This is a genomic window from Rahnella sp. RcJ3, assembly GCF_009498575.1.
Lineage (GTDB): Bacteria > Pseudomonadota > Gammaproteobacteria > Enterobacterales > Enterobacteriaceae > Rahnella > Rahnella aceris.
This window is the reverse complement of the sequence record NZ_QSNX01000005.1, coordinates 225509-249024: the sequence shown is the minus strand read 5'-3', so window position 1 is coordinate 249024 and position 23516 is coordinate 225509. Positions and strand designations below refer to the sequence as shown.

Sequence of the window (23516 nt, the reverse complement as noted above, 5' to 3'; positions counted from 1 at the left end):
GTCTCCTGACTGTCTTTCAGTGAAAAAGTGGGCAGCCCGGGCTGCCCGCGAAACCCAAATACGTTCACGGCAGGAACGATTATCCGGGCTCCTCTAAACTGAGACTTAACGATCGTAACTCGGCTGTGTGCGGATGGCTGACGTTGCCCATCCGTAAATCGTCTGCGCTCAGAAGTTCGACCATTTCACCACCAATCATTACGCCAATGCTGGTGCAAAGATGCGTAACGACGGCCAGATTGTGACTGACCAGAATATAAGTCAGTTTCCGGCGTTCACGCAGGTCGCTTAGCAGGTTGAGGATCTCCGCCTGCACCGAGACATCCAGCGCCGAGGTCGGCTCATCGAGCAGTAAAATTTCCGGTTCTGAAATCATCGCCCGCGCGATTGCGACCCGCTGACGCTGACCGCCGGAAAGCTGGTGCGGGAAGCGAAAACGCACCGTCTGCGGCAGGCCGACTTCGGCCAGCGCATCAGTGATACGTTTTTCGATATTCAGAAAACCGTGCACAATCAGCGGTTCGCTGAGAATGCGGTCAATGGTCTGGCGCGGATGCAGCGAGCCGTACGGATCCTGAAATACCATCTGCACGCGGCGGAAAAAGCGTTTCTGGCGCACCGGCACTTGATCTTCGCCGCCAATCACCATCCCGCCGGACCAGGACTGATTCAGCCCGGCCAGTGCGCGTAAAATGGTGGACTTGCCCGAGCCGCTTTCTCCCACGATGCCGAAACATTCACCGGGCGCGACACTGAAACTCACGCCTTTCACCACTTCGGTATCGCCGAACGCGATGCGCAGGTTATTGAGGATTATTTTGCTGTTATCCAGAGGAGGGAGTTCTGCTGTCATGAGGTTTTCCATGCTTCGTCACGCACCAGCACTGGCAGTCTGTCCCGAGGATGTTTCAGCGACGGCAGACATTCCAGCAGCCCGCGGGTGTAAGGATGTTGAGCTTTCAGTAAATTACCGGCTTGTAACGTTTCGACGATACGCCCGGCGTACATGACGGCCACGCGGTCACAGAATTTCGATACCAGTGGCAAATCATGGCTGATCAGAATCAGCCCCATGCCGCGGCTGGATACAAGGTCATCGAGCAGACGCAAAATCTCAGCCTGCACAGTGGCATCAAGGGCGCTGGTCGGTTCATCGGCAATCATCAGTTCCGGATCAGGAGCCAGCATCATGGCAATCATTACGCGCTGACCCATGCCGCCGGATACCTCATGGGCATAACGCTCGGCCACTTTATGCGGCTCACGGATACGCACCTGATCCAGCAGTTCAATTGCCGCATTCATGGCCTGTTTTTTCGAGCCGCCTTTATGCGTTTGCCAGGCTTCAGCCACCTGTTTACCGACCGGCATCACCGGATTGAGCGAGTATTTCGGATCCTGCAAAATGAAACCTACCCGCTTGCCACGGATCTGACGCATTTGCTTCTCGCTGGCATTGCGCAAATCGATGCCGTCGAAAGACAGCGCTTCGGCGCGACACCTTGCGCTGGAAGGCAGAAGGTTCATCAGGCAACGTGCTGTCAGGGATTTACCCGAACCACTTTCGCCTACGATGCCAAATTTCTCCTTACCCAATGACAGCGATACGCCGCGAACGGCATCGAAACTGCCGCTGTTGGTCTGAAACGTAATATGCAGATCTTTGATATCAACCAGCATTATTGCTCCTTAGGATCGAGGACGTCACGCAGCCCGTCGCCGAGGAAGTTAAACGCCAGAGAGGTCACAAAAATGGCAATGGCCGGAATTAATGGTACCCACCATTCACTGAACAGGAAGCGGCGGGCAGTGGCAATCATCGCCCCCCATTCCGGCGATGGCGGTTGAGCGCCCATACCTAAAAAGCCCAGACTCGCAGCGGTGATAATGATCGAACTCATGTCCAGCGTGATACGCACCACCAGGCTCGGCACACACAGCGGCATGATATGGCGCAGCACGATGCGGGCAGGTGTTGCGCCAGTCAGACGGCAGGCGGCAATATAATCCGTGCCGCGTACCTGCATGGTTTCTGCACGTGCAAGGCGGGCATACGGCGGCCAGGCGGTGAGGGCGATCGCCAGAATAGCGCTCTCGATACCGGGTTTGAGTGCCGCCACAAAGGCCAGAGCCAGGATCAGACGCGGGAAGGCCAGAAAAATGTCGGTGATGCGCATCAGAATACGGTCAAGTAATCCGCCCGCATAACCGGCCACGCAGCCAATCAGCAGGCCGAGCGGGGCGACAATCGCTACCACGATAATCACCATTCCGAGCGTGATACGTCCGCCATAAAGAATACGGCTCAGGGTATCACGGCCCAGTTCATCTGTTCCCAGCCAGTGCAGGGAAGACGGTTTTGCCAGACGATGCGCCAGATCCTGTGCGCCCGGGTCGTAGCTGGTCAGCCACGGCGCGCAAAGGGAAATCAGCAACACAATCAGCACGGTAAACAGGCCGGTTACTGCCAGCGGGTTTTTACGCAGACCGAGCCAGATGCGGTAACGACGGCCCCAGACGGCTTGCGTGCGGGTGTGCGGTGTGTCGGCCAGCAGCCAGGCGCGGCTGCCCGCGCGGGGTTGAGGTATGACAGGTAAAGTGCTCATTTTACGCGGGGATCCAATAGTCGGTAGAGAAGGTCAGCCAGCAGGTTGAGCAGCACATAAATCGCGCCAATCAGCAATGTTGAGCCGATCACCGGATTCATATCCGCATTCATCAGCGACACGGTGAGATATTGTCCGAGACCCGGCCAGGAGAAGACGTTTTCTGTGACCACGGCGCCTTCGAGAAGGCCCGCGTACGTCAATGCCAGCACGGTGATCAGTTGTACGCCGACGGTGGGGAAGGCATGTTTCCAGATAACCCGTTGCGCCGAGAGCCCCTTGGCACGGGCGGTGATCACGTATTCCCCGCCCAGTGCGTTGAGCATGAAAGTACGCGTCATGCGGGTGATATAAGCCATGCTGAAATACGCAAGGATCAGCACCGGCTGCACCATATGGGCGAGGGCATCCCAAAATGCGCCCATGTCACCGGCCAGCAGAGAATCCACGGTAAGCAAGCCGGTGACCTGCGGGATCATGTCCTGATAAATGATGTCCTGACGTCCCGGCCCCGGCGCGATACCCAGCGCAGAGTAGAAAATCAGCAGGCTGAGCAGCGCCAGCACAAACACCGGCAGCGAGTGACCGGCCAGACATACCACGCGGATAGTCTGATCAATCCAGCTGCCCTGACGGGTGGCGGCCCAGACGCCCAGCGGAATACCGACAATGGCGGCGATAATGATCGCCGCCGTGGCCAGTTCCAGCGTGGCAGGGAAAAACCGGGCGATATCCGTGGTGACAAGATTGGAGGTCAGGGCAGAGCGCCCTAAATCACCGTGGAATACCTGACTGAGATAATGGAAAAACTGCAACCAGAGGGGCTGATCCAGCCCCATTTCATGACGAACCCGTTCGACCACTGCCTGCGGGGCATTATCGCCAACCGCAGCCAGAACCGGGTCCGTCGGCATTACGCGACCGATAAAAAAAGTCACTACCGACAGACCAAACAAAGTAAGACAAACGCTGATGCAGGTACTCAGAAATCCTTTGAGTCTCTTGCTCACGCTTTAACAACCTTCTCGTAGGGGCTGGTGCTCATTACAGTCAGTACCACACCGGAAATCACTTTGCGGCAGGCGGCGGTCATGGTCGGTTGCAGCATGATGGCAAACGGGCTGTTTTCCATATGTTTGGTCTGCAATTCTTCATAGAGTTTGATACGGGTGGCCGGATCCGATTCTTTCAGCGCCTGGGTACTCAGATCGGAGATTTCCTTATCCTGCCAGCTACAACGCCATGCCAGCGTACGGCTCTTGGCGGCGTCGGTGTTATCCGGATTGCTGCAGAAGGCTTCGGCGTTAGAGTTCGGGTCAAAGTAATCCGCGCCCCATTGGGTCATTGCCAGTTGTTGCTGACGTGCACGCATTTTGGTCAGTACCTGACGGCTTTCCGCAGCCAGCAGCGTAACTTTAATCCCCACTTCGGCGAGGTTAGACTGCAATGCCTGCACGATGTCAGAAGAAGGTGAAGCGGAGTAGTGATCTAAGGTGATTTCAAAACCATTCGGGAAACCCGCTTCGGCCAGCAAGGCTTTGGCTTTTGCCACATCACGTTTGTACATGATGGTGTTCACCGCCGCCGGGAACCCTTCAGGCAGGAAGCTCTGATGGATTTTGTGGGTCAGCGGCACGATATGCTGCTGGATATTCTCGTAATCGATAGCCCATTTGATCGCCTGCCAGACCTGCGGTTTAGCCAGATTCGGATGCGCGGTATTGGCAGACAACATAAAGGTGCCGGCGATACCTTTTTGTACCAGCGTGAAGTTTTTGTCGTTGATCAGCGGACGCAACTGCTCGGTGGTCAGGTTGCGGGCGATATCCACATCGCCTTTTTGCAGCATCAGCAACTGAGCGGAAGGGTCGATAATATGGCGCATGATGATGCGCTGAATTTTGCCTGCGTGCGGGTTGTTCTTGTTGCTTTCCAGAATCACGGATTCACTGACTTTCCAGTCGCGCAACTTGAACGCACCGGAACCGGCACTGTTTTTCTTCAGCCAGGCATTACCCAAATCGTCACCGGTCTGATTCGCCAGACAGGCGGATTTTTGCACGATACTGCCGACGTTGGCGGTCAGGCAATACAACAGGAAGGATTCAGATGCCGGTTCAGCGGTTTTGATCACCAGCGTTTGGGCGTCAGGCGCGGTAATCAGGCTCTCGACGTTATCTTTGGTGTAACCAAACTGGTTAATAATGTAGGCCGGGCTCTTATCGAGTTTCACAACGCGTTGCAGGGAGAAAGCGGCGTCTTCGGCAGTAACCGGTTTGCCATCGGCCCATTTGGCTTTCGGATCCAGCTTGAAGGTAAAGGTTTTTTTGTCGTCAGAAGCCGTCCAGGACACTGCCAGATCGCCTTCAATTTCATCAGGGGAGGCCAGTTTAGGTTTCACCAGTTGCTGATACATATTACCGGTAATTTCACTGCCCACGGACTCAAAGCTTTCATGCGGATCAAGGCTGGTAATGATGTCGAGCTGAATAGCCATGACCAGTATTGATGCCGGCGTGGCAGCAAACACGGCATCAAATTTCAGGTAGGACAGCACAGGTATTGCGGAAAAACCGGTAACAAATTGACGCCTGGTAACCATAACTACTCCCATCGTGTTGATATATAAAAGTAAAATTAAAAATAACGGTGGCAAACCCTTGACTTAACTCCGGGCAACTGGCTTAAATGAAAAACGGTTGCTTTGCACTCGTCGACGTTTCATATCGAAAAAACTAATGTGAAGCGTACTGTGTTTGTTCAAAGCTGGTGCAGCATGACTCCATTACTGCACCCCGCATGAACAAATCTCCGTTGTCTTAGTCATGCTTAATCAAAGGTAGACCTTTTTTATGAATAACGTAGCGCACGGAACTGAAGAATTAATGCCGGTTTTTGATGGACATAACGATGTTTTGCTGCAACTTTGGACAGAACATCATCAGGATCCTGAACGCGCATTCCTTCAGGGGCCCGCCAGCGGACAACTGGACCTGCCGCGCTGTCGTGAAGCAGGCTTTGCTGGCGGGCTTTTCGCCGCCTGGGTGCCGACTCCGGATATTGATCTAGCAATTAGCGTGCCGGATCGTTCAGTGGACCCCCGTTTTCTGCCCGAAGGTACTCAAAAACATCCTGATTTTTCCCCGACACCTTCTTTCGATTTTGCCCGTGATGTCACATTTGGCATGATGGCGTTCCTGCTGCGAATCGAAGCGCAATCGCAGGGCAAGGTGAAAATTTGTCGTACCGCGCAGGAGATCAGGCAGTCAATGCATAACCATGCATTAGCTGTGGTTATACATATTGAGGGCGCCGAGGCAATTGATGAGGATTTGTATAATCTTGATGTGCTTTACAGCATGGGCCTGCGTTCCCTGGGGCCGGTATGGAGTCGTCCGAACATCTTCGGTGAGGGGGTACCGTTTAAATATCAGACCTCACCGGATACCGGACCGGGGCTGACAGAGGCGGGTGTGCGTCTGGTGAAAGCCTGTAACCAGAAACGCATCATGATTGACCTCTCTCATCTGAATGAAAAAGGCTTCTGGCAGGTGGCTGAATTAAGTGATGCGCCGCTGGTGGCCAGCCATTCCAACGCATTCAGTATCTGCCCGCAGTCACGTAACCTGACCGATAAGCAGCTGCACGCCATCAAAGAAAGCCAGGGCTTCGTCGGGCTGAACTTTGCGGTGCCATTCCTGCGTGAAGACGGTAAACGCAGTGATGATACCGGCACCGATATTATGGTACGTCATATGGATTATCTGGTTGAGCATCTGGGTGAGGAGGGGGTCGGATTGGGATCAGACTTTGATGGCGCATCGATGGCACCGTTTTTGAAGGATGTGCGCGGGTTACCGGTGCTGGTTGAAGCCCTGCGCAAAGCGGGCTACGGCAATGCGCTGCTGGAAAAAATCTGCTACAAAAACTGGGTGAATGTGCTGGAACGTACCTGGGGAAACTAAGCGGGTTGCAAGGGCGTTCGCGGCAAAAAAAAGCAGCCACCAGGGCTAATGCCGATCAGTTAAGCATTTTTATGAATACAAATTCATTTTTGTGCTTCAAAGGATAATGAAGGAATCAGGCTTATAGCGCTATTTTTCTTCATCGAAGGCCCAAATTCACGGACCTCATTTCCTTAAGTGACCAGCATTAGCCACCTGGGCTGCCTTTTTGCTGTCTGTCATTCCGACTTATTTGAAGAAGTCTGCGCTTACAGTCAGGTTGCCACCGCTCTTGTTCTGCCACTGGCGGGTAATGTGGTAGAACTTGGCACCCTTGGCAGCCGCACGGTTCGCGACTTCCTGCGAAACATCCGTGGTGCTGTTGAAGTGGCCGGTAAAAGTGGTGGAATCAAACGGAACCATCTGTGCGGCAGTTACGTCATTCACTTCCTGAATCTTTGCACCGTTAGTGGCAGTGACAGTGTAACGCTTACCAGTTGATGACTGCGTTTCAAAGAAACGGCCAACATCACGGCTTGGGCTACCAGAGGATGCCACACCCGGAATTTCGACCTTGGCTGCTGCTGCGCCGCCCGCTGCCAGTGCTGCTTTACCGGCTTCAGAATCAGCAGGGATAGCATCCGGAGACTGAACAACACGTTTTTGTGCATCTTTCTTATAAATGAATGCAGTGATGTACTGGTTGCCGCCGCTGTTGGCATCAATCTGGCGAACGATGAAGAAGGAATACGCCCCTTTTTCTTTCGCTGCTTTCGTAATGGCATCGTTGACGTCTGGCTGGCTGCGGTAGAAACCGTTCACGGTGACGGTATCGAAAGGTTCGAGGCCGTAAGCAACATCTTTAGGCAGCTCAACCACACCGTTGATAACACGGTAGTGAGGATCATTGCTGATTTCTGGCGCATCTTTTTTATAGATGTCTGCAACTACGCGCCAGTTCCCACTATTGTTAGTGCTGTTGGTATCTTGAATATAAAAATAATCTGCACCCAGCGTATCGGCACGGCGGGAAACGGCGTCAGCGGCGTCGCCCAGCGTGTTGAACCGCCCGGTAATAACAATGCGATCAAAAGGCTTGATGGCTGCGGCTTTCTGCGGGCTAATTTCCTGCGCGGCATGTGCAGCAGACAGCGCAGAAACAGAAAACAGGGCCGATGCGATGATCGTTTTTGTCAGCTTCATAAAAAATCCTTCCACCTTGCGCAGTAATGTTGAAACGTGCTGAATTCTTGATGTGTAACAGGTTAGCGGACGATTATTGCATGTAACAATGCCAAGTGTCTCAGCAATTTATGGCAATAATGCGTGTGCTACCGGTATATCACATCACTTTTATTACTGCGCATAACTTATATAAGTTTGTTGAATAATCCAAGTAGTGAAATAAATGTTAATTATTCACTATTTTCTAACTTTTATGCCCAGTCCGAGCGGGTTATGGTAGAAGGATCCTGAGTGATTGATCCGGTGTTACGGTTGTTATGAGGTGGATTAAAGGCTTGTTTCTCAGGGTTTTCAGCAGGTTTGCGGACCATATCGACTTTTTTAATATTAATTACCTGTCTATCGCTGTGATACGTAGATTATTGATTAGATATTCAGTAGGTTATAGTCAGCCTGAAAAAATAAAATTCGGTGGCTTATGAACCGACGGGCTTGTACTTGAATTGTTATGTCGATGACAAAAATCATCAATGAAAAGGGTGAAGGGAATACTATGCGTATTGGTGTACCAAGAGAGCGGTTGACCAATGAAGCCAGGGTTGCAGCCACGCCGAAAACGGTGGAGCAGTTGTTGAAACTCGGCTTTACGGTCGCTATCGAACAGGGGGCCGGTAAGTTAGCCAGCTTTGAAGACTCGGCTTATGAGCAAGCGGGGGCATCAGTCGTCAGCGGTGATGATGTATGGCACTCAGATATCGTTTTGAAGGTTAATGCGCCTGAAAACGATGAAATCGATAAATTACAGGCGGGAACCACGTTAGTCAGCTTTATCTGGCCTGCGCAAAACCCTGATCTGATCCAAAAACTGGCCGACCGTCAGGTGACGGCAATGGCTATGGATTCTGTGCCGCGTATTTCCCGTGCGCAATCCCTTGATGCCCTGAGCTCAATGGCTAACATTGCCGGTTATCGTGCGATCGTTGAAGCGGCGCATGAGTTCGGTCGTTTCTTTACCGGGCAGATTACTGCCGCAGGTAAAGTGCCACCGGCAAAAGTGATGATTATCGGTGCCGGTGTGGCAGGGCTGGCTGCTATCGGTGCAGCTGGCAGCCTCGGTGCTATCGTCCGTGCGTTTGATACCCGCCCGGAAGTGAAAGAGCAGGTCAAAAGTATGGGCGCTGAATTCCTCGAGCTGGATTTCGAGGAAGAAGCAGGCAGCGGCGACGGTTATGCCAAAGTGATGTCCGAAGCGTTCATTAAAGCGGAAATGGCGTTGTTTGCGGCGCAGGCCGAAGAAGTGGACATTATCGTCACGACCGCGTTAATCCCTGGCCGTCCTGCACCGAAACTCATCACCAAAGAGATGGTTGCCTCTATGAAGCCGGGCAGTGTGATCGTCGATCTGGCGGCTCAGACAGGCGGTAACTGTGAGCTGACAGTAGCAGACAAAATCACGACCACTGAAAACGGCGTGAAGATTATCGGCTATACCGATTTGCCAAGTCGTCTGCCAACGCAGTCTTCCCAGCTTTACGGTACCAACCTGGTTAACCTGCTGAAATTGCTGTGCAAAGAGAAGAACGGGGAAATCGAGATTGATTTCGAAGATACCGTTGTGCGCGGTGTAACAGTCGTGAAATCCGGCGAAGTCACCTGGCCTGCACCGCCGATTCAGGTCTCTGCTCAGCCTCAGGCTGCGAAAGCCGCAGAGCCTGTTGCCAAAGCTGAAGCCAAACCGGCGTCGCCGTGGACCAAATTCATCATTATGGCTGTGGCTATTGTGCTGTTTGGCTGGCTGGCGAACGTTGCCCCGAAAGAATTCCTTTCCCACTTTACCGTATTCGCGCTTTCGTGCGTGGTCGGTTATTACGTGGTGTGGAATGTCAGTCATGCGCTGCATACCCCGCTGATGTCGGTGACTAACGCCATCTCCGGGATTATCGTGGTCGGTGCCGTACTGCAAATCGGTCACGGCGGCTGGGTGAGTTTCCTGTCCTTCGTCGCAGTTCTGATTGCCAGTATCAATATTTTCGGCGGATTCACCGTCACTCAGCGCATGCTGAAGATGTTTCGTAAGAACTAAGGGGAATATATGTCTGGGGGTTTAGTAACAGCAGCATATATTGTTGCCGCAATTCTGTTTATTTGCAGCCTGGCTGGGTTGTCAAAACATGAAACATCCAAGCAGGGTAACATTTTCGGTGTCACCGGGATGGCGATCGCGTTAATCGCGACCATCCTTGGACCTGACTCCGGCAATGTTGGCTGGATCATCGTTGCTATGGTGATTGGCGGTGCGATCGGTGTTTATCTGGCGCGTAAAGTCGAAATGACCGAAATGCCTGAGCTGGTGGCGATTCTGCACAGCTTCGTGGGTCTGGCGGCGGTTCTGGTGGGCTTTAACAGCTATCTGGATCACGGTGTTGTGCCGATGGAAGGCGTGATGGAAAATATCCATCTGACCGAAGTATTCCTCGGTATCTTCATCGGCGCAGTGACCTTTACCGGTTCGATTGTGGCGTTCGGCAAACTGCGTGGGATCATCTCTTCCAAACCGCTGGCATTGCCACACCGGCATAAACTGAATCTGGCTGCACTGGTCATTTCCTTCCTGCTGATGGTGATGTTTGTTCGCACTGAAAGCGTAGGGCTGCAGGTTCTCGCATTACTGATCATGACCCTGATCGCACTGGCGTTTGGCTGGCACCTGGTGTCCTCCATCGGCGGCGCGGATATGCCGGTTGTGGTTTCCATGCTGAACTCCTATTCCGGTTGGGCTGCAGCTGCGGCAGGTTTCATGCTCAGCAACGACCTGCTGATCGTCACCGGTGCGCTGGTGGGGTCTTCCGGTGCAATTCTGTCCTATATCATGTGTAAAGCCATGAACCGTTCGTTCATTAGTGTGATTGCAGGCGGTTTCGGTACTGACGGTTCTTCTACCGGTGATGCTGAAGAGATGGGTGAATATCACGAAGCCAGCGCGGAAGATGTGGCTGATATGCTCAAAAATGCCAGCTCAGTAATCATCACTCCTGGCTATGGTATGGCAGTTGCTCAGGCACAGTATCCGGTGCATGACATCACGGCGAAATTGCGCGCGAAAGGCATCAAGGTGCGTTTCGGTATTCACCCTGTTGCGGGGCGTCTGCCGGGCCACATGAACGTCTTGCTGGCCGAAGCAAAAGTGCCGTATGACATCGTGCTGGAAATGGATGAAATCAATGATGATTTCAGCGATACCGACGTGGTGCTGGTTATTGGTGCCAATGACACCGTGAACCCGGCCGCGCAGGAAGATCCGCGCAGCCCAATCGCCGGTATGCCAGTGTTGGAAGTGTGGAAAGCGCAGAACGTGATTGTGTTTAAACGTTCAATGAATACCGGTTATGCCGGTGTGCAGAACCCGCTGTTCTTCAAAGAAAATACCCAAATGCTGTTTGGCGATGCTAAAGAAAGCGTAGAGAAAATCCTGCGCGCGCTGTAATCAATCGAAATCCGTAATGCAAAAAGGCCAGTCAGTTGACTGGCCTTTATTTTTTGTATGAATCAGACTTTACTCGTCTTCATCTTCTTCGTCGTCATCTGACGTAATAGGGCATTCGAAATCATCGGGTTTGATTGCCAGCAAATCGCATTTCAGATGGTCGATCACCTGTTCAGTAGTATTCCCCAAAAATGCGGCAGAAAGGCCGGTGCGGCCAATCGCACCAAGAACAACCACACCTGCCTGCAAATGCTCTGCAAGGTCAGGAATGACTTCTTCCGGCAGGCCTTTTTCCACGTGCGTATATTTTTCATCAAGCTGGAATTTCTGTCGCAACGCTTTCATCGCGATCAGATGCTGACCGCGGATGGCGTCGTTATATACGCTTGGGTCGAAGTCCGGCAGTTCAATAGCAATATTGATTGGCGTAACCGGATAGGCGCCGACCAGATGGACTTCCGTCTGATTAACGTGAGACGCCAGCTCAATGGTCTCTTTCACCAGTTTAATGTTGAGCGGGTCGTGATAAGGTTCTTCGCTGGAAAGGTTGACAGCAACCACCGCTTTGCCGCCTTCCGGCCACGGCTGGTCTTTTACCATCCATACCGGACACGGACATTTACGCAGTAAGTTCCAGTCAGTCGGGGTGAAAATAACCGACTCAAGGCGGTCATGCTGATGAGCCATTTTCAACAACAAGTCGTGATTATTCGAAACGACTTCCTGAATGATGGCTTCGAAAGGTTTGTTATGCCAGACAACTTTGACATCAATGGGAATGCCCGCTTCGACATAATACCGGCACTGTTCTTTAATCCATTCTTCCCGTTCGCTGATCACACTTTGTCGCATACTGGTCCGTTCGTCGGGCGACAGCATGGTGGTCATCTCATAGGAGAAGTCATAAATCGACAGGAAGGCTTTGATGCGGCCGCCATTACGTTGCACCAGATAAACGGCACGACGTAGCGCGGGTTGGTCATCCTGATTGGGGTCTATAGCAACCAGTAAATTCTGATACTTAGCCATGGGGACTCCTTAACACCTGTAGAAGAACGGCGGTCAGTGTATTAAGTACAGAGTAAACCAAGATTAAGCAATCGGACAGAGGAGAAATTGAGTCGGATCAACAAATTATTCTTTGCAGATCCGACTCAATATTTATCAGGCAGAAACCGGAGCAGACTGACCGGCTAATTGAGAAAGCATTTCATGATTCTCAATGGTGATGTATTTACCTTTTACGCTCAGCATTTCTGATTTCTGGAAACGACCGAGTAAACGGCTGATAGTTTCCACGGTCAGGCCGAGGTAATTACCGATGTCGCCACGGGTCATGGTCAGGCGGAATTCGCGCTGAGAGAAACCACGTTGCGCAAAGCGGCGGGAGAGGTTGTAGATAAATGCAGCCAGTCGTTCTTCAGCATTTTTCTTCGACAACAGCAGGATCATATCCTGGTCGCCTTTTATCTCACCGCTCATCAGGCGCATCATTTGCTGGCGCAGATTCGGCATTTTTCCGGAGAGATCGTCGAGGGTCTCAAACGGAATTTCACAAACCATAGACGTTTCCAACGCTTGCGCAAAACTTGGATGCTGTAAGCCTCCAATGGCATCAAAACCCACTAAATCGCCCGCAAGATGGAAGCCAGTGATTTGCTCGTCGCCTTGCTCAGTGATGGTGTAACTTTTGATGGTGCCTGAGCGAATCGCATATAAAGACTTCAGTTCATCACCGGCTTTAAACAATGCCTGACCTTTTTGGATCGGCTTTTTCCTTTCAATAATGTTGTCTAACTGATCGAGTTCATGTTCGTTCAGCGTGAAAGGAATACAAAGCTGGCTGATGCTACAGTCCTGACAATGGATTGCACAGCCACCAGATTGGATACGTCGAATAATACGCTTTTCCGGGATCATAAGAGTCACTCTGGCAATATTGATATGGGTCAATTTTAACATCTTTTGCAGCGAGTGATAAGTAGCTATAAGTAGCTAAAAGGGCGAAATGTTAAAAAACCCCGTTTTTTAACGGGTTTTTTTTCTCATTATTTTGATCTGCACTGAGAATTAAGCCCAATTGAGAATCAATGAGATTCAAAGCTGGATCAAATTATCACTAAAAAGAATATTTAAATTTTAGAGAATAAGTAGATTGAATCAATTTAGGAGAGAAAACGTCTATTTCATTATCCGTTTTGGTTCGTTATTGACCAAGGTTTTTTGCAATTCTTGCCGTAAAAGACGCATCGGATTATGGCATAAAACGCCGTACCGGATCGACTTTGATACCCATTCACCTCACAACCGCTTACAATGGCTGAATTCGTTTAGCTTTCGTTTACTTTAGGAAAGGTGTAATGCAGTCTGATTCTCTGGGTTTTCCGTTTGAAACCACGCTTGTTTTTGTCGTTGTAGCTGTTGCGGCGCTGCTGACTGACATCTTTGCCCACCGCAGTCATAAGCCTATCGGCCTGAAAAGTGCCTCCCTTTGGACCCTATTCTGGATCGCTGTTTCTCTTGGTTTTGCCGGATTCTTATATATCCATCACGGCAAAGAAGTCGCCAGTCTTTTCCTTACCGGTTATGCGCTGGAACAGGTGCTTTCCATTGATAACCTGTTTGTGATTATGGCCATTTTTGCCTGGTTTAAAGTGCCGGATGGCTATCGTCACCGCATTCTTTACTGGGGCGTGATTGGCGCAATTGTCTTCAGGGGGATTTTCGTGGTGATTGGTACCAGCCTGCTGGCGCTGGGGCCATGGGTGGAAATGGTGTTTGCCGTTGTCATTCTCTGGACCGCTATTCTGATGATGCGCGCCTCCAGCGATGATGAAGAAAATGATGATTACTCCGATCATATTGCTAACCGTATGGTACGTCGTTTCTTCCCGGTGTTCCCGAAACTGGTGGGGCCACATTTTCTGGTCAGCAGTGAGCAGGTAGAAGCTGAACTGGCGAAGCCGGAAAATCAGGGCTTCAGCTTTACGGTGAAGAAGGGCGTACGTTATGCAACGCCGTTATTGCTGTGCATTGCTGTGGTTGAAATTTCAGACCTGATGTTTGCGTTTGACAGCGTACCTGCCGTCATCGCTGTCAGCCGTGAACCTCTGATCGTCTATTCCGCCATGATGTTTGCCGTGCTTGGTTTACGTACGATGTATTTCGTGCTCGAGGCTCTGCGTAAATATCTGGTGCATCTGGAGAAATCAGTGATCTTCCTGCTGTTCTTCGTGGCGGCAAAACTGGCACTGAATTCCAGTAACCATCTGTGGCATCACGGGATTGAAATCAGCGCATTAGCCAGCCTTTACGTGGTGCTGGGTGTTCTGGCGTTAGGCATCATTGCCAGCTTACTTTTCCCAGGGAAAAAAGAAGCCGCGTAACGCCAGTCTGAAATTTATGCATAAAAAAACGCTGCGATTGCAGCGTTTTTACTTTCTGCGGTAATTCTTTTAAAAGGCGTTACACATCGCCTTCATTATCTTTTTCGACTGCTTCATGAATGCGGTCCAGCATGTCCGGGAAGGCGGACTGCACACGGCTCCAGCTTGGAATGAACGGCTTTTCGCTCGGCGTATCCACAAAAGCCTGACCGGCTTCCATGATCGCGCCTGAGAATAATTCTACCGCCGATTCCTCGCTGTGACGGTCAAAAGTTAACCCGTTCATTTTGGCGTCATTTTCAAATCCGTCGATCATGTCCAGCGCATTACGATAATAGGTCGCTTTCAGAATACGGAAAGACTCACTGGTAATATTCACGCCGAGAATAGCCATCTTACGATACAGCGCTTTGGTGATATCAATACTCATGCGCTGTAAACCATTAGACGCATCCTCTTCTGACATCGGCTGGTGTTTATGGTCGTAATTGTCGGCAATATCCACCTGACAAATACGCTTGGTCGCCGTATTACGGTGCAGTTCTGACAGCACACCAATTTCCAGCCCCCAGTCACTCGGAATGCGCAAATCGTTCAGAACATGCGTGCGCATCGCAAATTCACCTGAAAGCGGGTAACGGAAGGTGCGCAGATACTCAAGAAAATCAGAATGGCCGTAAACGATTTGCAGGGATTTCAGCAACGGGAAAACCAGCAGGCGACCGACGCGGCCATTGAATTTCCCGTCTGCCACACGGGCGTAATAACCTTTGCAGAAATCATAATGGAAGTTGGGATTTGCCACCGGATACATCAGGCGAGCCAGCATCTCGCGACTGTACGTGACAATGTCACAATCATGCAGCCCGACCACTGAGGTGCGGCGCGAGGCCAGCGTATAGCCGACACAAAACCACACATTGCGGCCTTTGCCCGGTTCATTCGGGGAAAGGTTTTCTTTCTTAAGCTCCTCATCCAGTGCAGTCAGGCGCGGACCGTCATTCCATAAAATGCGGTGACGTTGCGGCAGGCGGGAGAAAAATTCGCGGGCAAATAAAAATTGATCACGGTCAGCGCGATCTAAACCAATAACGATTTCTTCCAGATACGGGACTTTCGTCAGCTCGTCGACAATGCGCGTCAGCGCCGGACCTTCCAGTTCTGAAAATAACGACGGTAATATTAATCCCATTGAACGGCGGCCGGAGAACACCTGCAGATCGTATTCCAGTTCTTCGACTTTGCGGTTCGTCAGATTATGAAAATTAGTAATGACACCATCCTGATAAAAATCGCTCATACGGTATTCTCCAATTTTAGAATAGATAAAATTATTGGAAGTCTTCTCTGCAAACACAGAACGATAAACAATGTGGAAACCAACTGTTAATAAAGTATTTTACCTTTTCCATTTTTCCTTCAGAGAAGGGTAATAAAATGATTCAGCCCCTGACTCCAGCCGCGCGGGCCAAATTCATCGGTGCGAAAAACCTGTGTCACATCGTCTCGCTGTAGCGGCATTTCATGCTCATGATGGCCTTTGATCACCACGGCGTAATTCACCGCTTCCAGCATAGATAAATCATTAGGGCCATCTCCCAGACCTATGCTTAACACCGGATGACCGCGTTTTTGCTGATAGCGCGCCGTTAACCATTGCACCGCCTGACCTTTACCAGCACCGGCCCCCATTACGTGCCAGAAACGCCCGCCGCGTGTCAGTGACAGGCCTTCGCGCGTGAGACATTTTTTCAGGTGCGCGAAATCCAGATCATTACCGAACCAGATCAGCGGTTCAGAAGCGTCACGTTGCATCGCCAGTGCCGCGTCCTTGACCGCCAGTCCGGTCCAGACTGCGACCTGTTTCGCCGTAACATCACCAAAGCCGCGAAACTCAAAATCATAACGCTGGCGTAGTTCCACTAAAACCTGGCGGATCTCGCGATAACTCGCGCCGGAAAGGTGAAACGGCGCGGCGTCCTCATCCCGCCAGTCAGGTGGCAGATGAATGATTGCGCCATTTTCTGCAATAAAAGGCTGCTGTGTCAGATTCAGATCAGCCTGCAGTTCCGCCACTTCGGCTGAGGTTTTACTGGTGGTTAAAATTAACGGAACCTGTGCCACCGAGAGTTTATCCAGCCAGGGCTGCGCGGGTTGCCAACTGTAATCATGATGGTCGAGCAGTGAGCCATCAAGGTCAGTGAAAATAATCAAGGGATCATCAAGGTAAGGCATTTTTTCTCCTCAATTGTGCCGGGGAACCTAAGCACAAGCTCACTGGTTTACTTCTTCCCCAGCAGCTAAGTATAGATATAAAAATGAGTTTTAACGGCGGGCAGGGCATTTCCGGAATTTTTACCGACGCAGTTCCGCAGGCGTGTGACTTTACCCGCAGCGGGTTTATGGCGATAATTTGGTGCAGTCCCCCCGCTGAAAAAGAGGTAAGCAGATGAGCGAAGATGATGATTTATTCAGTCAGGAGATGGCAGGTGTACAGCCACTGGCGTCGGATAAACGGGTGGTCTACCTCAAAAACTCAGTTGCGGGGCACAAGGTGAGTGCAGACCCTGAGTCGGAAATGCGTGAGAATCCGCTGACTACCGGCTTTCTGAATATTCAGCCATGCGATGACCCTCTCGAATACAAACACGATGGCGTACAGCAGGGAGTGCTGGATAAACTCCGGCAGGGGAAATACCCGCTGGAAGCCAGCCTGAACCTGTTGCGCAAACCTGTTGAGCAGTGCCGTCAGGAACTGTTTGCCTTTTTCTGTCAGGCACAGGCTGAAAATTTACGCACCTTGCTGATTATTCATGGGCGTGGCCGTGAAGACGAAAGTCATGCGAATATTGTGCGCAGTTATATTGCCAAATGGCTGCAGCAACTGGATGACGTGCAAGCGTTTTGCGTCGCTGTTCAGAAAGATGGCGGTGCAGGAGCCTGTTATGTCGCACTAAAGAAAACCGCGCAGGCAAAACAGGAAAACTGGGAGCGCCACGCCAAGCGCAGCCGGTAATTTTTATTGCGCTATGGTTCAACGGTGCGTCCGTTGCAGCGTGGTTTAAGCATCACCCCTTACTGTCCTGATACTTTTCATGCCCGGCGACGGGCACTTAATCGAGTTATTTCCATGTTCTCAAAACCGGTTTATCTGCGCTGTACACTTGTGTTGTGCGGCGTCAGCCTTTTATCTGCCTGTGATCGTCATATTCCTGAGCCGCTGGTGATTGAGGGCAAAACTATGGGCACGTTTTATCGTGTCAGTCTGGCAGGAGTGGATAAAAACCGGGAACCGGCGCTGCGCGAACAAATTGAAGCACAGCTTAAAGAAGACGATCATCAGCTGTCGACTTACAAAGATGACTCCGTACTGTCACGTTTTAATCAGTATCAGGGCAACGTGCCGCAGCCGATCAGTGAAGGAATGGCCGATGCGATTGTTACCTCCATCCGGATTGGCAGGCTGACCGGTGGCGCGATGGATATTACTGTCGGCCCGCTGGTGAATCTTTGGGGATTCGGGCCGGACAAACAGCCGGTAAAAATCCCGACAACGGAACAAATCGATGCCGCCCGCGCCCGCACCGGTTTACAGCATCTTAAAGTGATCCAGCAAAATGACGGGCAGTACCTGCAAAAAGATTTACCCGGGATGTATGTCGATCTCTCGACCGTGGGCGAAGGCTACGCTACCGATCATCTGGCACGTTTAATAGAAGGCAACGGCATCAGCAATTATCTGGTGTCTGTCGGCGGAGCGGTGGTTTCCCGCGGGCATAACGCGCAGGATAAACCCTGGCAGGTGGCAGTTCAGAAACCGACAGACAAAGAAACTGCGGTGCAGGCGATTGTTGATTTGCAGGGCATGGGGATCAGCACTTCCGGCAGTTATCGTAATTATTACGAACTGAACGGCAAACGCCTTTCACACATCATTGATCCGGCGACCGGTTCGCCGATCACGCACAAGCTGGTGTCAGCCACGGTGATTGCACCGACCGCACTGGAAGCGGATGGCTGGGATACCGGCCTGATGGTACTTGGCACGAAGAAAGCGCTGGCGCTGGCTGAGCAACAGCATCTGGCGGTGTATCTCATCACCAGAGAAGGCGACACGTTTAAAAGCTACATGTCTCCACAATTCAAAGCCTATCTGAAAGATCCGGAGTAGGTTTTCGCTGCTTCAGATCCTCCTTGTCTGAAGCAGCGCCAAAGTCTTAGTGTTTCGCGGTGCTGATCAGCTCGAACAACACGACAGTGCGGGAGGTGCAGACGTACTCGCGGCCAAACTCAAAGTTGTGCTCGTTGATGTCGTCCGGCTGGAAGGTATCGAAAATATGTCGCCAGCTTTCACCGTGCGCCACCGAAGGCAAGGTGAACACCACGTCTTCGTGTGACGCGTTGAACAGCAGCAACACGGTGCTTAGTGAGCCCTGGCGAACCAGACCGGTGGGCTGGGCGCGCCCGTCAAGCAGCATCGCAATGCATTTGGCATGCGGATCTTTCCATGCCGCATCCGTCATTTCCGGCCCCTGTGGCTGGAACCAACTGACATCTTTCACTCCCAGTTTTTCATGCAATGCGCCCGTCAGGAAACGTCCGCGATGCAATATCGGGAAGCGCTTACGCAGGGCAATGAGTCGGTAGGTGAATAGCAACAACGACTGACCTTTGTCTCCAATATCCCAGTTCACCCAGGCAATCTCTGTGTCCTGACAATAGGCGTTATTATTGCCGTTTTGCGAGCGGCCAAATTCATCACCCGCAAGCAGCATCGGCGTTCCCTGAGAAAGCAGTAACGTCGCCAGCATATTACGCATTTGCCGCAACCGCAGTTCATTGATGGCCGGATCGTCAGTCGGGCCTTCCACACCATAGTTGGCCGAAATATTGTTATCGCTGCCATCCTTGCCGTCTTCGCCGTTCGCTTCGTTGTGTTTACTGGCATACGACACCCAGTCATTGAGCGTGAAACCATCATGGGCAGTAATAAAATTCACGGAAGCATAAGGCTTGCGGCCCCGGTGATTAAACAGATCTGCTGAACCGGAAAGCCGTGTGACAAACTGCGCCAGTTGGCCCTCGTCGCCACGCCAGAATTTGCGCACCGTGTCGCGGAACCGGTCGTTCCATTCCATCCAGCCCGGCGGGAAGCCGCCCACCTGATAGCCGCCGGGACCGCAATCCCAAGGTTCGGCGATCAGTTTGCACTGACTGAGGATCGGATCCTGACGGCAGGTGTCGAGAAAACCGCAGCCCTCATCAAAGCCATAGCTTTCACGTCCGAGGATCGTCGCCAGATCAAAGCGGAAACCATCGACCTGCATCTCGGTTGCCCAGTATCGCAGCGAGTCTGTGACCATCTGTAATACGCGCGGATGACTGAGATTGAGCGTATTACCGGTACCGGTATCGTTAATGTAATAACGCTTATTGTCCGGCATCAGCCGGTAATAGCTGGCGTTATCGATACCTTTAAAAGACAGCGTCGGACCCAGCTCGTTACCTTCAGCGGTATGGTTGTAAACGACATCCAGAATGACCTCAATACCCGCAGCGTGCAGGGTGGCGATCATTTGTTTGAATTCGTTGACGGTATGCGTTGCCATATATTGCGGATGCGGCGCAAAGAAACTCAGCGTGTTGTAGCCCCAGAAATTATGCAGACCTTTGTCCTGCAAATGCCGGTCATCGGTGAAAGCGTGGACCGGCATCAGCTCGACAGACGTGACCCCGAGAGAACGGATATAGTCCACGATATGCGGCGTGCTCATGCCGGAAAACGTGCCGCGCAAATGCTCAGGTACTGCCGGATGGCGCATGGTATAGCCGCGTACATGCGTCTCATAAATCAGGGTTTTTTCCCAGGGGATATGTCTTTTACGTGAACGGGCCCACGAGAATGCCGGATCAATCACCCGGCATTTAGGCAAAAACGGTGCGCTGTCACTGTTATCGATGTGCAAATCTTTCTTTGGGCTTTGCAGGTCATAGGCAAACAGAGCATCGTCCCATTTCAGTTCGCCGACAATCTGCTTGGCGTAAGGGTCGAGCAGTAACTTGGCGGGATTAAACCGGTGACCATCGTGCGGCGCATAGGGACCATGCACGCGATAGGCATACAGCAGGCCAGGACGGGCATCCGGCAGATAACCATGCCAGACTTCATCGGTATATTCCGGCAGTTCGATCACATCATATTGCTCGCCGTTTTCGTTAAAAAGACACAGTTCTACCTTGGTGGCGTTGGCTGAAAACAGTGCGAAATTTACGCCCAGCCCGTCCCAGGTCGCCCCCAGAGGCACCGGCAGTCCTTCGCGTACCCGTGTGGTGTGTCCGGAATCGAAACTGCGCACAATTTCACCGTCGCTGTAAGGCTCGATAATACGTACGCCAAACTCATCTACTGCAATATCAACCTGTAAATGCGCCGGAAGGGTGCGGATTGCTTCCGTTGTTACGGCAGGTTTACTTATCTTGCTGGATCGGGCCTTTGCCATACTTGACGTCACTCCGTTTCAGGGAAATCTGACAAAAATTGCCGAAAAGGGCCGTCTGCGTTCACGCAGACGATAACAACGAGTGTAGACCGGACTTCGTAACTTCTCCCGTAAACCGCCGAAAAGCTGTACAAGAGGAAGGGCTTCGTCGATAGTGAAAGCGAAAAAGCTAGCCTGCTAGTTATTGTCTGACTTTATCCAGAGGAATCTCCATGACCATCGCGTTGCTCAGCCATGTTGAACTTGATGCTGGCTATCCTGACCGGTTCGAAGCGGCCGGTTTTACTCTCTTTTTTGCGACGACGCCTGAACAACGTGCGAACCTTGATCCGCAGATTGCTCAGCAAATCCGTGCGGTATTAACCATTGGCAGCATCGGACTAAGTGCAACTGAAATGGACGCGTTACCGGCGCTGGAAATCATTTGTGCACAGGGTGTGGGGTTTGAACATATTGATGTCGCGGCTGCAAAACAGCGCGGTATTCACGTCACGAATGGCCCCGGCACCAATAACGCTTCTGTCGCTGACCATACACTGGCGCTGATGCTGGCGGTCACGCGGAAAATCCCGCAGTTTGATGCCGCTGTACGTACGGGAGAATGGAAAAAAACGCGCTGGAATACGCCGGGAATGGCGGGTAAACGTCTGGGAATTATCGGGCTGGGAAATATCGGTGCCTTGATTGCCCGCCGCGCGGCGGGCGGATTTGATATGGCGATCGGGTATCACAACCGGCGTTCGCTGGAAGACAGCCCGTACCGTTATTTCCTCACCATCACTGAGCTGGCTGAGTGGGCTGATTATCTCGTGGTGGCGACGCCGGGCGGCAAAAATACCGCCAGGCTGGTGGATGGCAATATTCTGCGCGCGCTGGGGCCGGAAGGGTTTTTGATTAATATTGCGCGGGGAAGTGTGGTGGACAGTGCCGCGCTGATTGCCAGCCTGCACAATAACGAAATCGCCGGTGCCGCACTGGATGTGGTGGACGGCGAGCCGCAGGTGCCGGCGGAAATGCTCACGCTGGATAATCTGGTGATCACGCCGCACGTCGCGGGGCGTTCGCCGGAATCAGTAGAAAATATGCTGACCCTGGTGTTATCAAATCTTGAGGCGCATTTTGGCGGCAAACCGGTCTTGACGCCGGTGCCAGAGTAAGCCGCTGATTGTTACCGTTTTGCTGAGAATGCTTTAAAAACGCTGCTTGCCGGCGTTTTTTTATGGCAGCCAAAAAACAGACACCTGATTTCTATAGTCGTAAAAAGCATAAGTAACCGCTTTTTCTTATTTGTCTGGCATAGCAACAGATCGTAACAATAGGGTTTTCGGCAAGCAAAGAGGCAGACAGCGGTGAACTTTCAACAACTCAAAATTATACGGGAATCAGCGCGATGCAATTACAACCTGACCGAAGTATCGAACATGCTGTTCACGTCGCAGTCAGGTGTCAGCCGTCATATCCGCGAGCTGGAAGATGAGCTGGGCGTTGAGATATTTATCCGTCGTGGAAAGCGCTTACTGGGGCTGACTGAGCCGGGTAAAGAGTTGCTGGCAGTGGCCGAGAGAATTCTCAATGAGGCGCAGAATATCCGCCGTCTTGCGGATGTTTTCTCTAAAGAAGATGCGGGCGTGCTGACCATCGCCACCACTCACACTCAGGCGCGTTACAGTTTGCCTAAAGTCATCAAAGCCTTCCGTGCGATTTATCCGGGGGTACGCCTCGAGTTGCATCAGGGTTCGCCACAGGAAGTGCTGACAATGCTGCTGAGCGGGCAGGCGGATGTCGCCATCGCCAGCGAAAAGCTGATGAATGACCCGTCAGTCGCCGCGTTTCCTTATTACCGCTGGCATCACGCAATTGTCGTACCCCAAGGGCATCCGCTGACGTTGCAACACCCGCTGACGTTACAACATCTGAGCGAACAACCGCTGATCACCTATCGTCAGGGTATCACTGGCCGTTCCCGTCTCGATGAAGCTTTCAGCCGTGCCGCGCTGACCGCCGATATCGTGCTGAGTGCACAGGATTCTGATGTGATTAAAACCTACGTCGAGCTGGGATTGGGCGTGGGCATCCTGGCAGATAAGGCATTTGAAGCCGCCCGTGATACCGGCCTGCAGTTGATCAATGCGGAGCATTTATTTGAAGCCAATACGGTCTGGCTGGGACTGAAGAAAGCGCAATTGCAGAGAAACTACGTATGGCGGTTTATTGAGTTGTGTAATCCGGGTCTTTCTGTGAATGAGATCAAAGAGAAGGTATTTGCGACGGGCGGGGAGCCGGTGATTGACTATCAGATCTGAGGGCCAAGCTTTTCGCTCCTCCCCCTGCGAAGGAGGAGGCTGGGAGGGAGCTAACGGAGCTAGGTAAATTTTACATATAAAAAAACCGGTCATGAGACCGGTTTTTTA

Annotated in this window: 19 protein-coding genes; 8 read left to right on the top strand and 11 right to left on the bottom strand. The window is 51.8% G+C overall.

Annotated features, from left to right (window positions below):
• Positions 1–79 precede the first annotated feature (79 nt).
• From DXU84_RS09110 to DXU84_RS09090, 5 genes are read right to left on the bottom strand one after another with little or no spacing between them, the layout of a single operon-like run.
• A complete protein-coding gene (locus tag DXU84_RS09110; RefSeq protein ID WP_013575574.1) occupies positions 80–853 on the bottom strand; it encodes an ABC transporter ATP-binding protein in 774 nt (257 codons plus the stop codon).
• Positions 850–1680, bottom strand: a complete 831-nt coding sequence (locus DXU84_RS09105; RefSeq protein WP_153375468.1) for an ABC transporter ATP-binding protein — start codon at positions 1678–1680, stop codon at positions 850–852. The genes DXU84_RS09110 and DXU84_RS09105 overlap by 4 nt, the downstream gene beginning before the upstream one ends.
• Positions 1680–2606 (bottom strand): ABC transporter permease, encoded by a 927-nt coding sequence (locus tag DXU84_RS09100; RefSeq protein WP_013575572.1) that lies wholly within the window; start codon positions 2604–2606, stop codon positions 1680–1682. Before DXU84_RS09100 ends, DXU84_RS09105 begins: the two co-directional genes overlap by 1 nt.
• Entirely contained in the window at positions 2603–3616 is a 1014-nt protein-coding gene (locus tag DXU84_RS09095) for an ABC transporter permease (protein ID WP_013575571.1), read from the bottom strand. Before DXU84_RS09095 ends, DXU84_RS09100 begins: the two co-directional genes overlap by 4 nt.
• The gene (locus DXU84_RS09090) at positions 3613–5208 is read right to left on the bottom strand and encodes an ABC transporter substrate-binding protein (RefSeq protein WP_112152282.1); all 1596 of its coding nucleotides are present in this window, start codon (positions 5206–5208) and stop codon (positions 3613–3615) included. The genes DXU84_RS09095 and DXU84_RS09090 overlap by 4 nt, the downstream gene beginning before the upstream one ends.
• A gap of 250 nt (positions 5209–5458) precedes the next feature.
• Between DXU84_RS09090 and DXU84_RS09085 the strand changes: the two genes are divergently transcribed.
• Positions 5459–6571: a dipeptidase gene (locus DXU84_RS09085; protein WP_153375466.1), complete on the top strand. Its 1113-nt coding sequence runs from the start codon at positions 5459–5461 to the stop codon at positions 6569–6571.
• A gap of 228 nt (positions 6572–6799) precedes the next feature.
• Here the strand turns inward: DXU84_RS09085 and ydgH are convergent, their stop codons facing one another.
• Complete coding sequence (gene ydgH / locus DXU84_RS09080) at positions 6800–7753, bottom strand: DUF1471 family protein YdgH (RefSeq protein ID WP_013575568.1); 954 nt, start codon at positions 7751–7753, stop codon at positions 6800–6802.
• Between the two features lie 535 nt (positions 7754–8288).
• Here ydgH and pntA point away from each other — a divergent pair.
• A complete protein-coding gene (gene pntA, locus DXU84_RS09075; protein WP_013575567.1) occupies positions 8289–9818 on the top strand; it encodes a Re/Si-specific NAD(P)(+) transhydrogenase subunit alpha in 1530 nt (509 codons plus the stop codon).
• A gap of 9 nt (positions 9819–9827) precedes the next feature.
• The gene (gene pntB / locus DXU84_RS09070; protein ID WP_013575566.1) at positions 9828–11219 is read left to right on the top strand and encodes a Re/Si-specific NAD(P)(+) transhydrogenase subunit beta; all 1392 of its coding nucleotides are present in this window, start codon (positions 9828–9830) and stop codon (positions 11217–11219) included.
• A 69-nt stretch (positions 11220–11288) separates the two neighbouring features.
• On the opposite strand, the gene uspE is transcribed toward pntB, so the two are convergent.
• Together uspE and DXU84_RS09060 are read right to left on the bottom strand one after the other, a co-directional pair.
• A complete protein-coding gene (gene uspE / locus DXU84_RS09065; RefSeq protein WP_013575565.1) occupies positions 11289–12248 on the bottom strand; it encodes a universal stress protein UspE in 960 nt (319 codons plus the stop codon).
• Between the two features lie 135 nt (positions 12249–12383).
• Positions 12384–13139, bottom strand: a complete 756-nt coding sequence (locus DXU84_RS09060; protein WP_013575564.1) for an FNR family transcription factor — start codon at positions 13137–13139, stop codon at positions 12384–12386.
• Positions 13140–13579: 440 nt separating this feature from the next.
• Here DXU84_RS09060 and DXU84_RS09055 point away from each other — a divergent pair, with 440 nt between their 5' ends.
• On the top strand, positions 13580–14605 hold the full coding sequence (locus DXU84_RS09055) for a TerC/Alx family metal homeostasis membrane protein (protein ID WP_013575563.1): 1026 nt from the start codon (positions 13580–13582) through the stop codon (positions 14603–14605).
• A gap of 79 nt (positions 14606–14684) precedes the next feature.
• Here DXU84_RS09055 and DXU84_RS09050 read toward each other — a convergent pair whose 3' ends face one another.
• A complete protein-coding gene (locus DXU84_RS09050) occupies positions 14685–15905 on the bottom strand; it encodes a glycosyl transferase (protein ID WP_013575562.1) in 1221 nt (406 codons plus the stop codon).
• Between the two features lie 119 nt (positions 15906–16024).
• Positions 16025–16840 carry a mannosyl-3-phosphoglycerate phosphatase-related protein gene (locus DXU84_RS09045; protein WP_119261651.1) on the bottom strand — a complete coding sequence of 272 codons (816 nt, stop codon included), beginning with the start codon at positions 16838–16840 and terminating at the stop codon, positions 16025–16027.
• Between the two features lie 214 nt (positions 16841–17054).
• On the opposite strand from DXU84_RS09045, the gene smrA reads away from it, so the two are divergent.
• Positions 17055–17621 (top strand): DNA endonuclease SmrA, encoded by a 567-nt coding sequence (gene smrA / locus DXU84_RS09040; protein ID WP_013575560.1) that lies wholly within the window; start codon positions 17055–17057, stop codon positions 17619–17621.
• 114 nt (positions 17622–17735) lie between these two features.
• Positions 17736–18776 (top strand): FAD:protein FMN transferase ApbE, encoded by a 1041-nt coding sequence (apbE, locus tag DXU84_RS09035; RefSeq protein WP_013575559.1) that lies wholly within the window; start codon positions 17736–17738, stop codon positions 18774–18776.
• Between the two features lie 46 nt (positions 18777–18822).
• On the opposite strand, the gene glgX is transcribed toward apbE, so the two are convergent.
• Positions 18823–21105: a glycogen debranching protein GlgX gene (gene glgX, locus DXU84_RS09030; protein ID WP_013575558.1), complete on the bottom strand. Its 2283-nt coding sequence runs from the start codon at positions 21103–21105 to the stop codon at positions 18823–18825.
• Between the two features lie 212 nt (positions 21106–21317).
• Here glgX and DXU84_RS09025 point away from each other — a divergent pair, with 212 nt between their 5' ends.
• Together DXU84_RS09025 and cbl are read left to right on the top strand one after the other, a co-directional pair.
• Positions 21318–22262 carry a 2-hydroxyacid dehydrogenase gene (locus tag DXU84_RS09025; RefSeq protein ID WP_013575557.1) on the top strand — a complete coding sequence of 315 codons (945 nt, stop codon included), beginning with the start codon at positions 21318–21320 and terminating at the stop codon, positions 22260–22262.
• Between the two features lie 192 nt (positions 22263–22454).
• Entirely contained in the window at positions 22455–23408 is a 954-nt protein-coding gene (gene cbl / locus DXU84_RS09020) for an HTH-type transcriptional regulator Cbl (RefSeq protein ID WP_013575556.1), read from the top strand.
• The last annotated feature ends 108 nt before the right edge of the window (positions 23409–23516 follow it).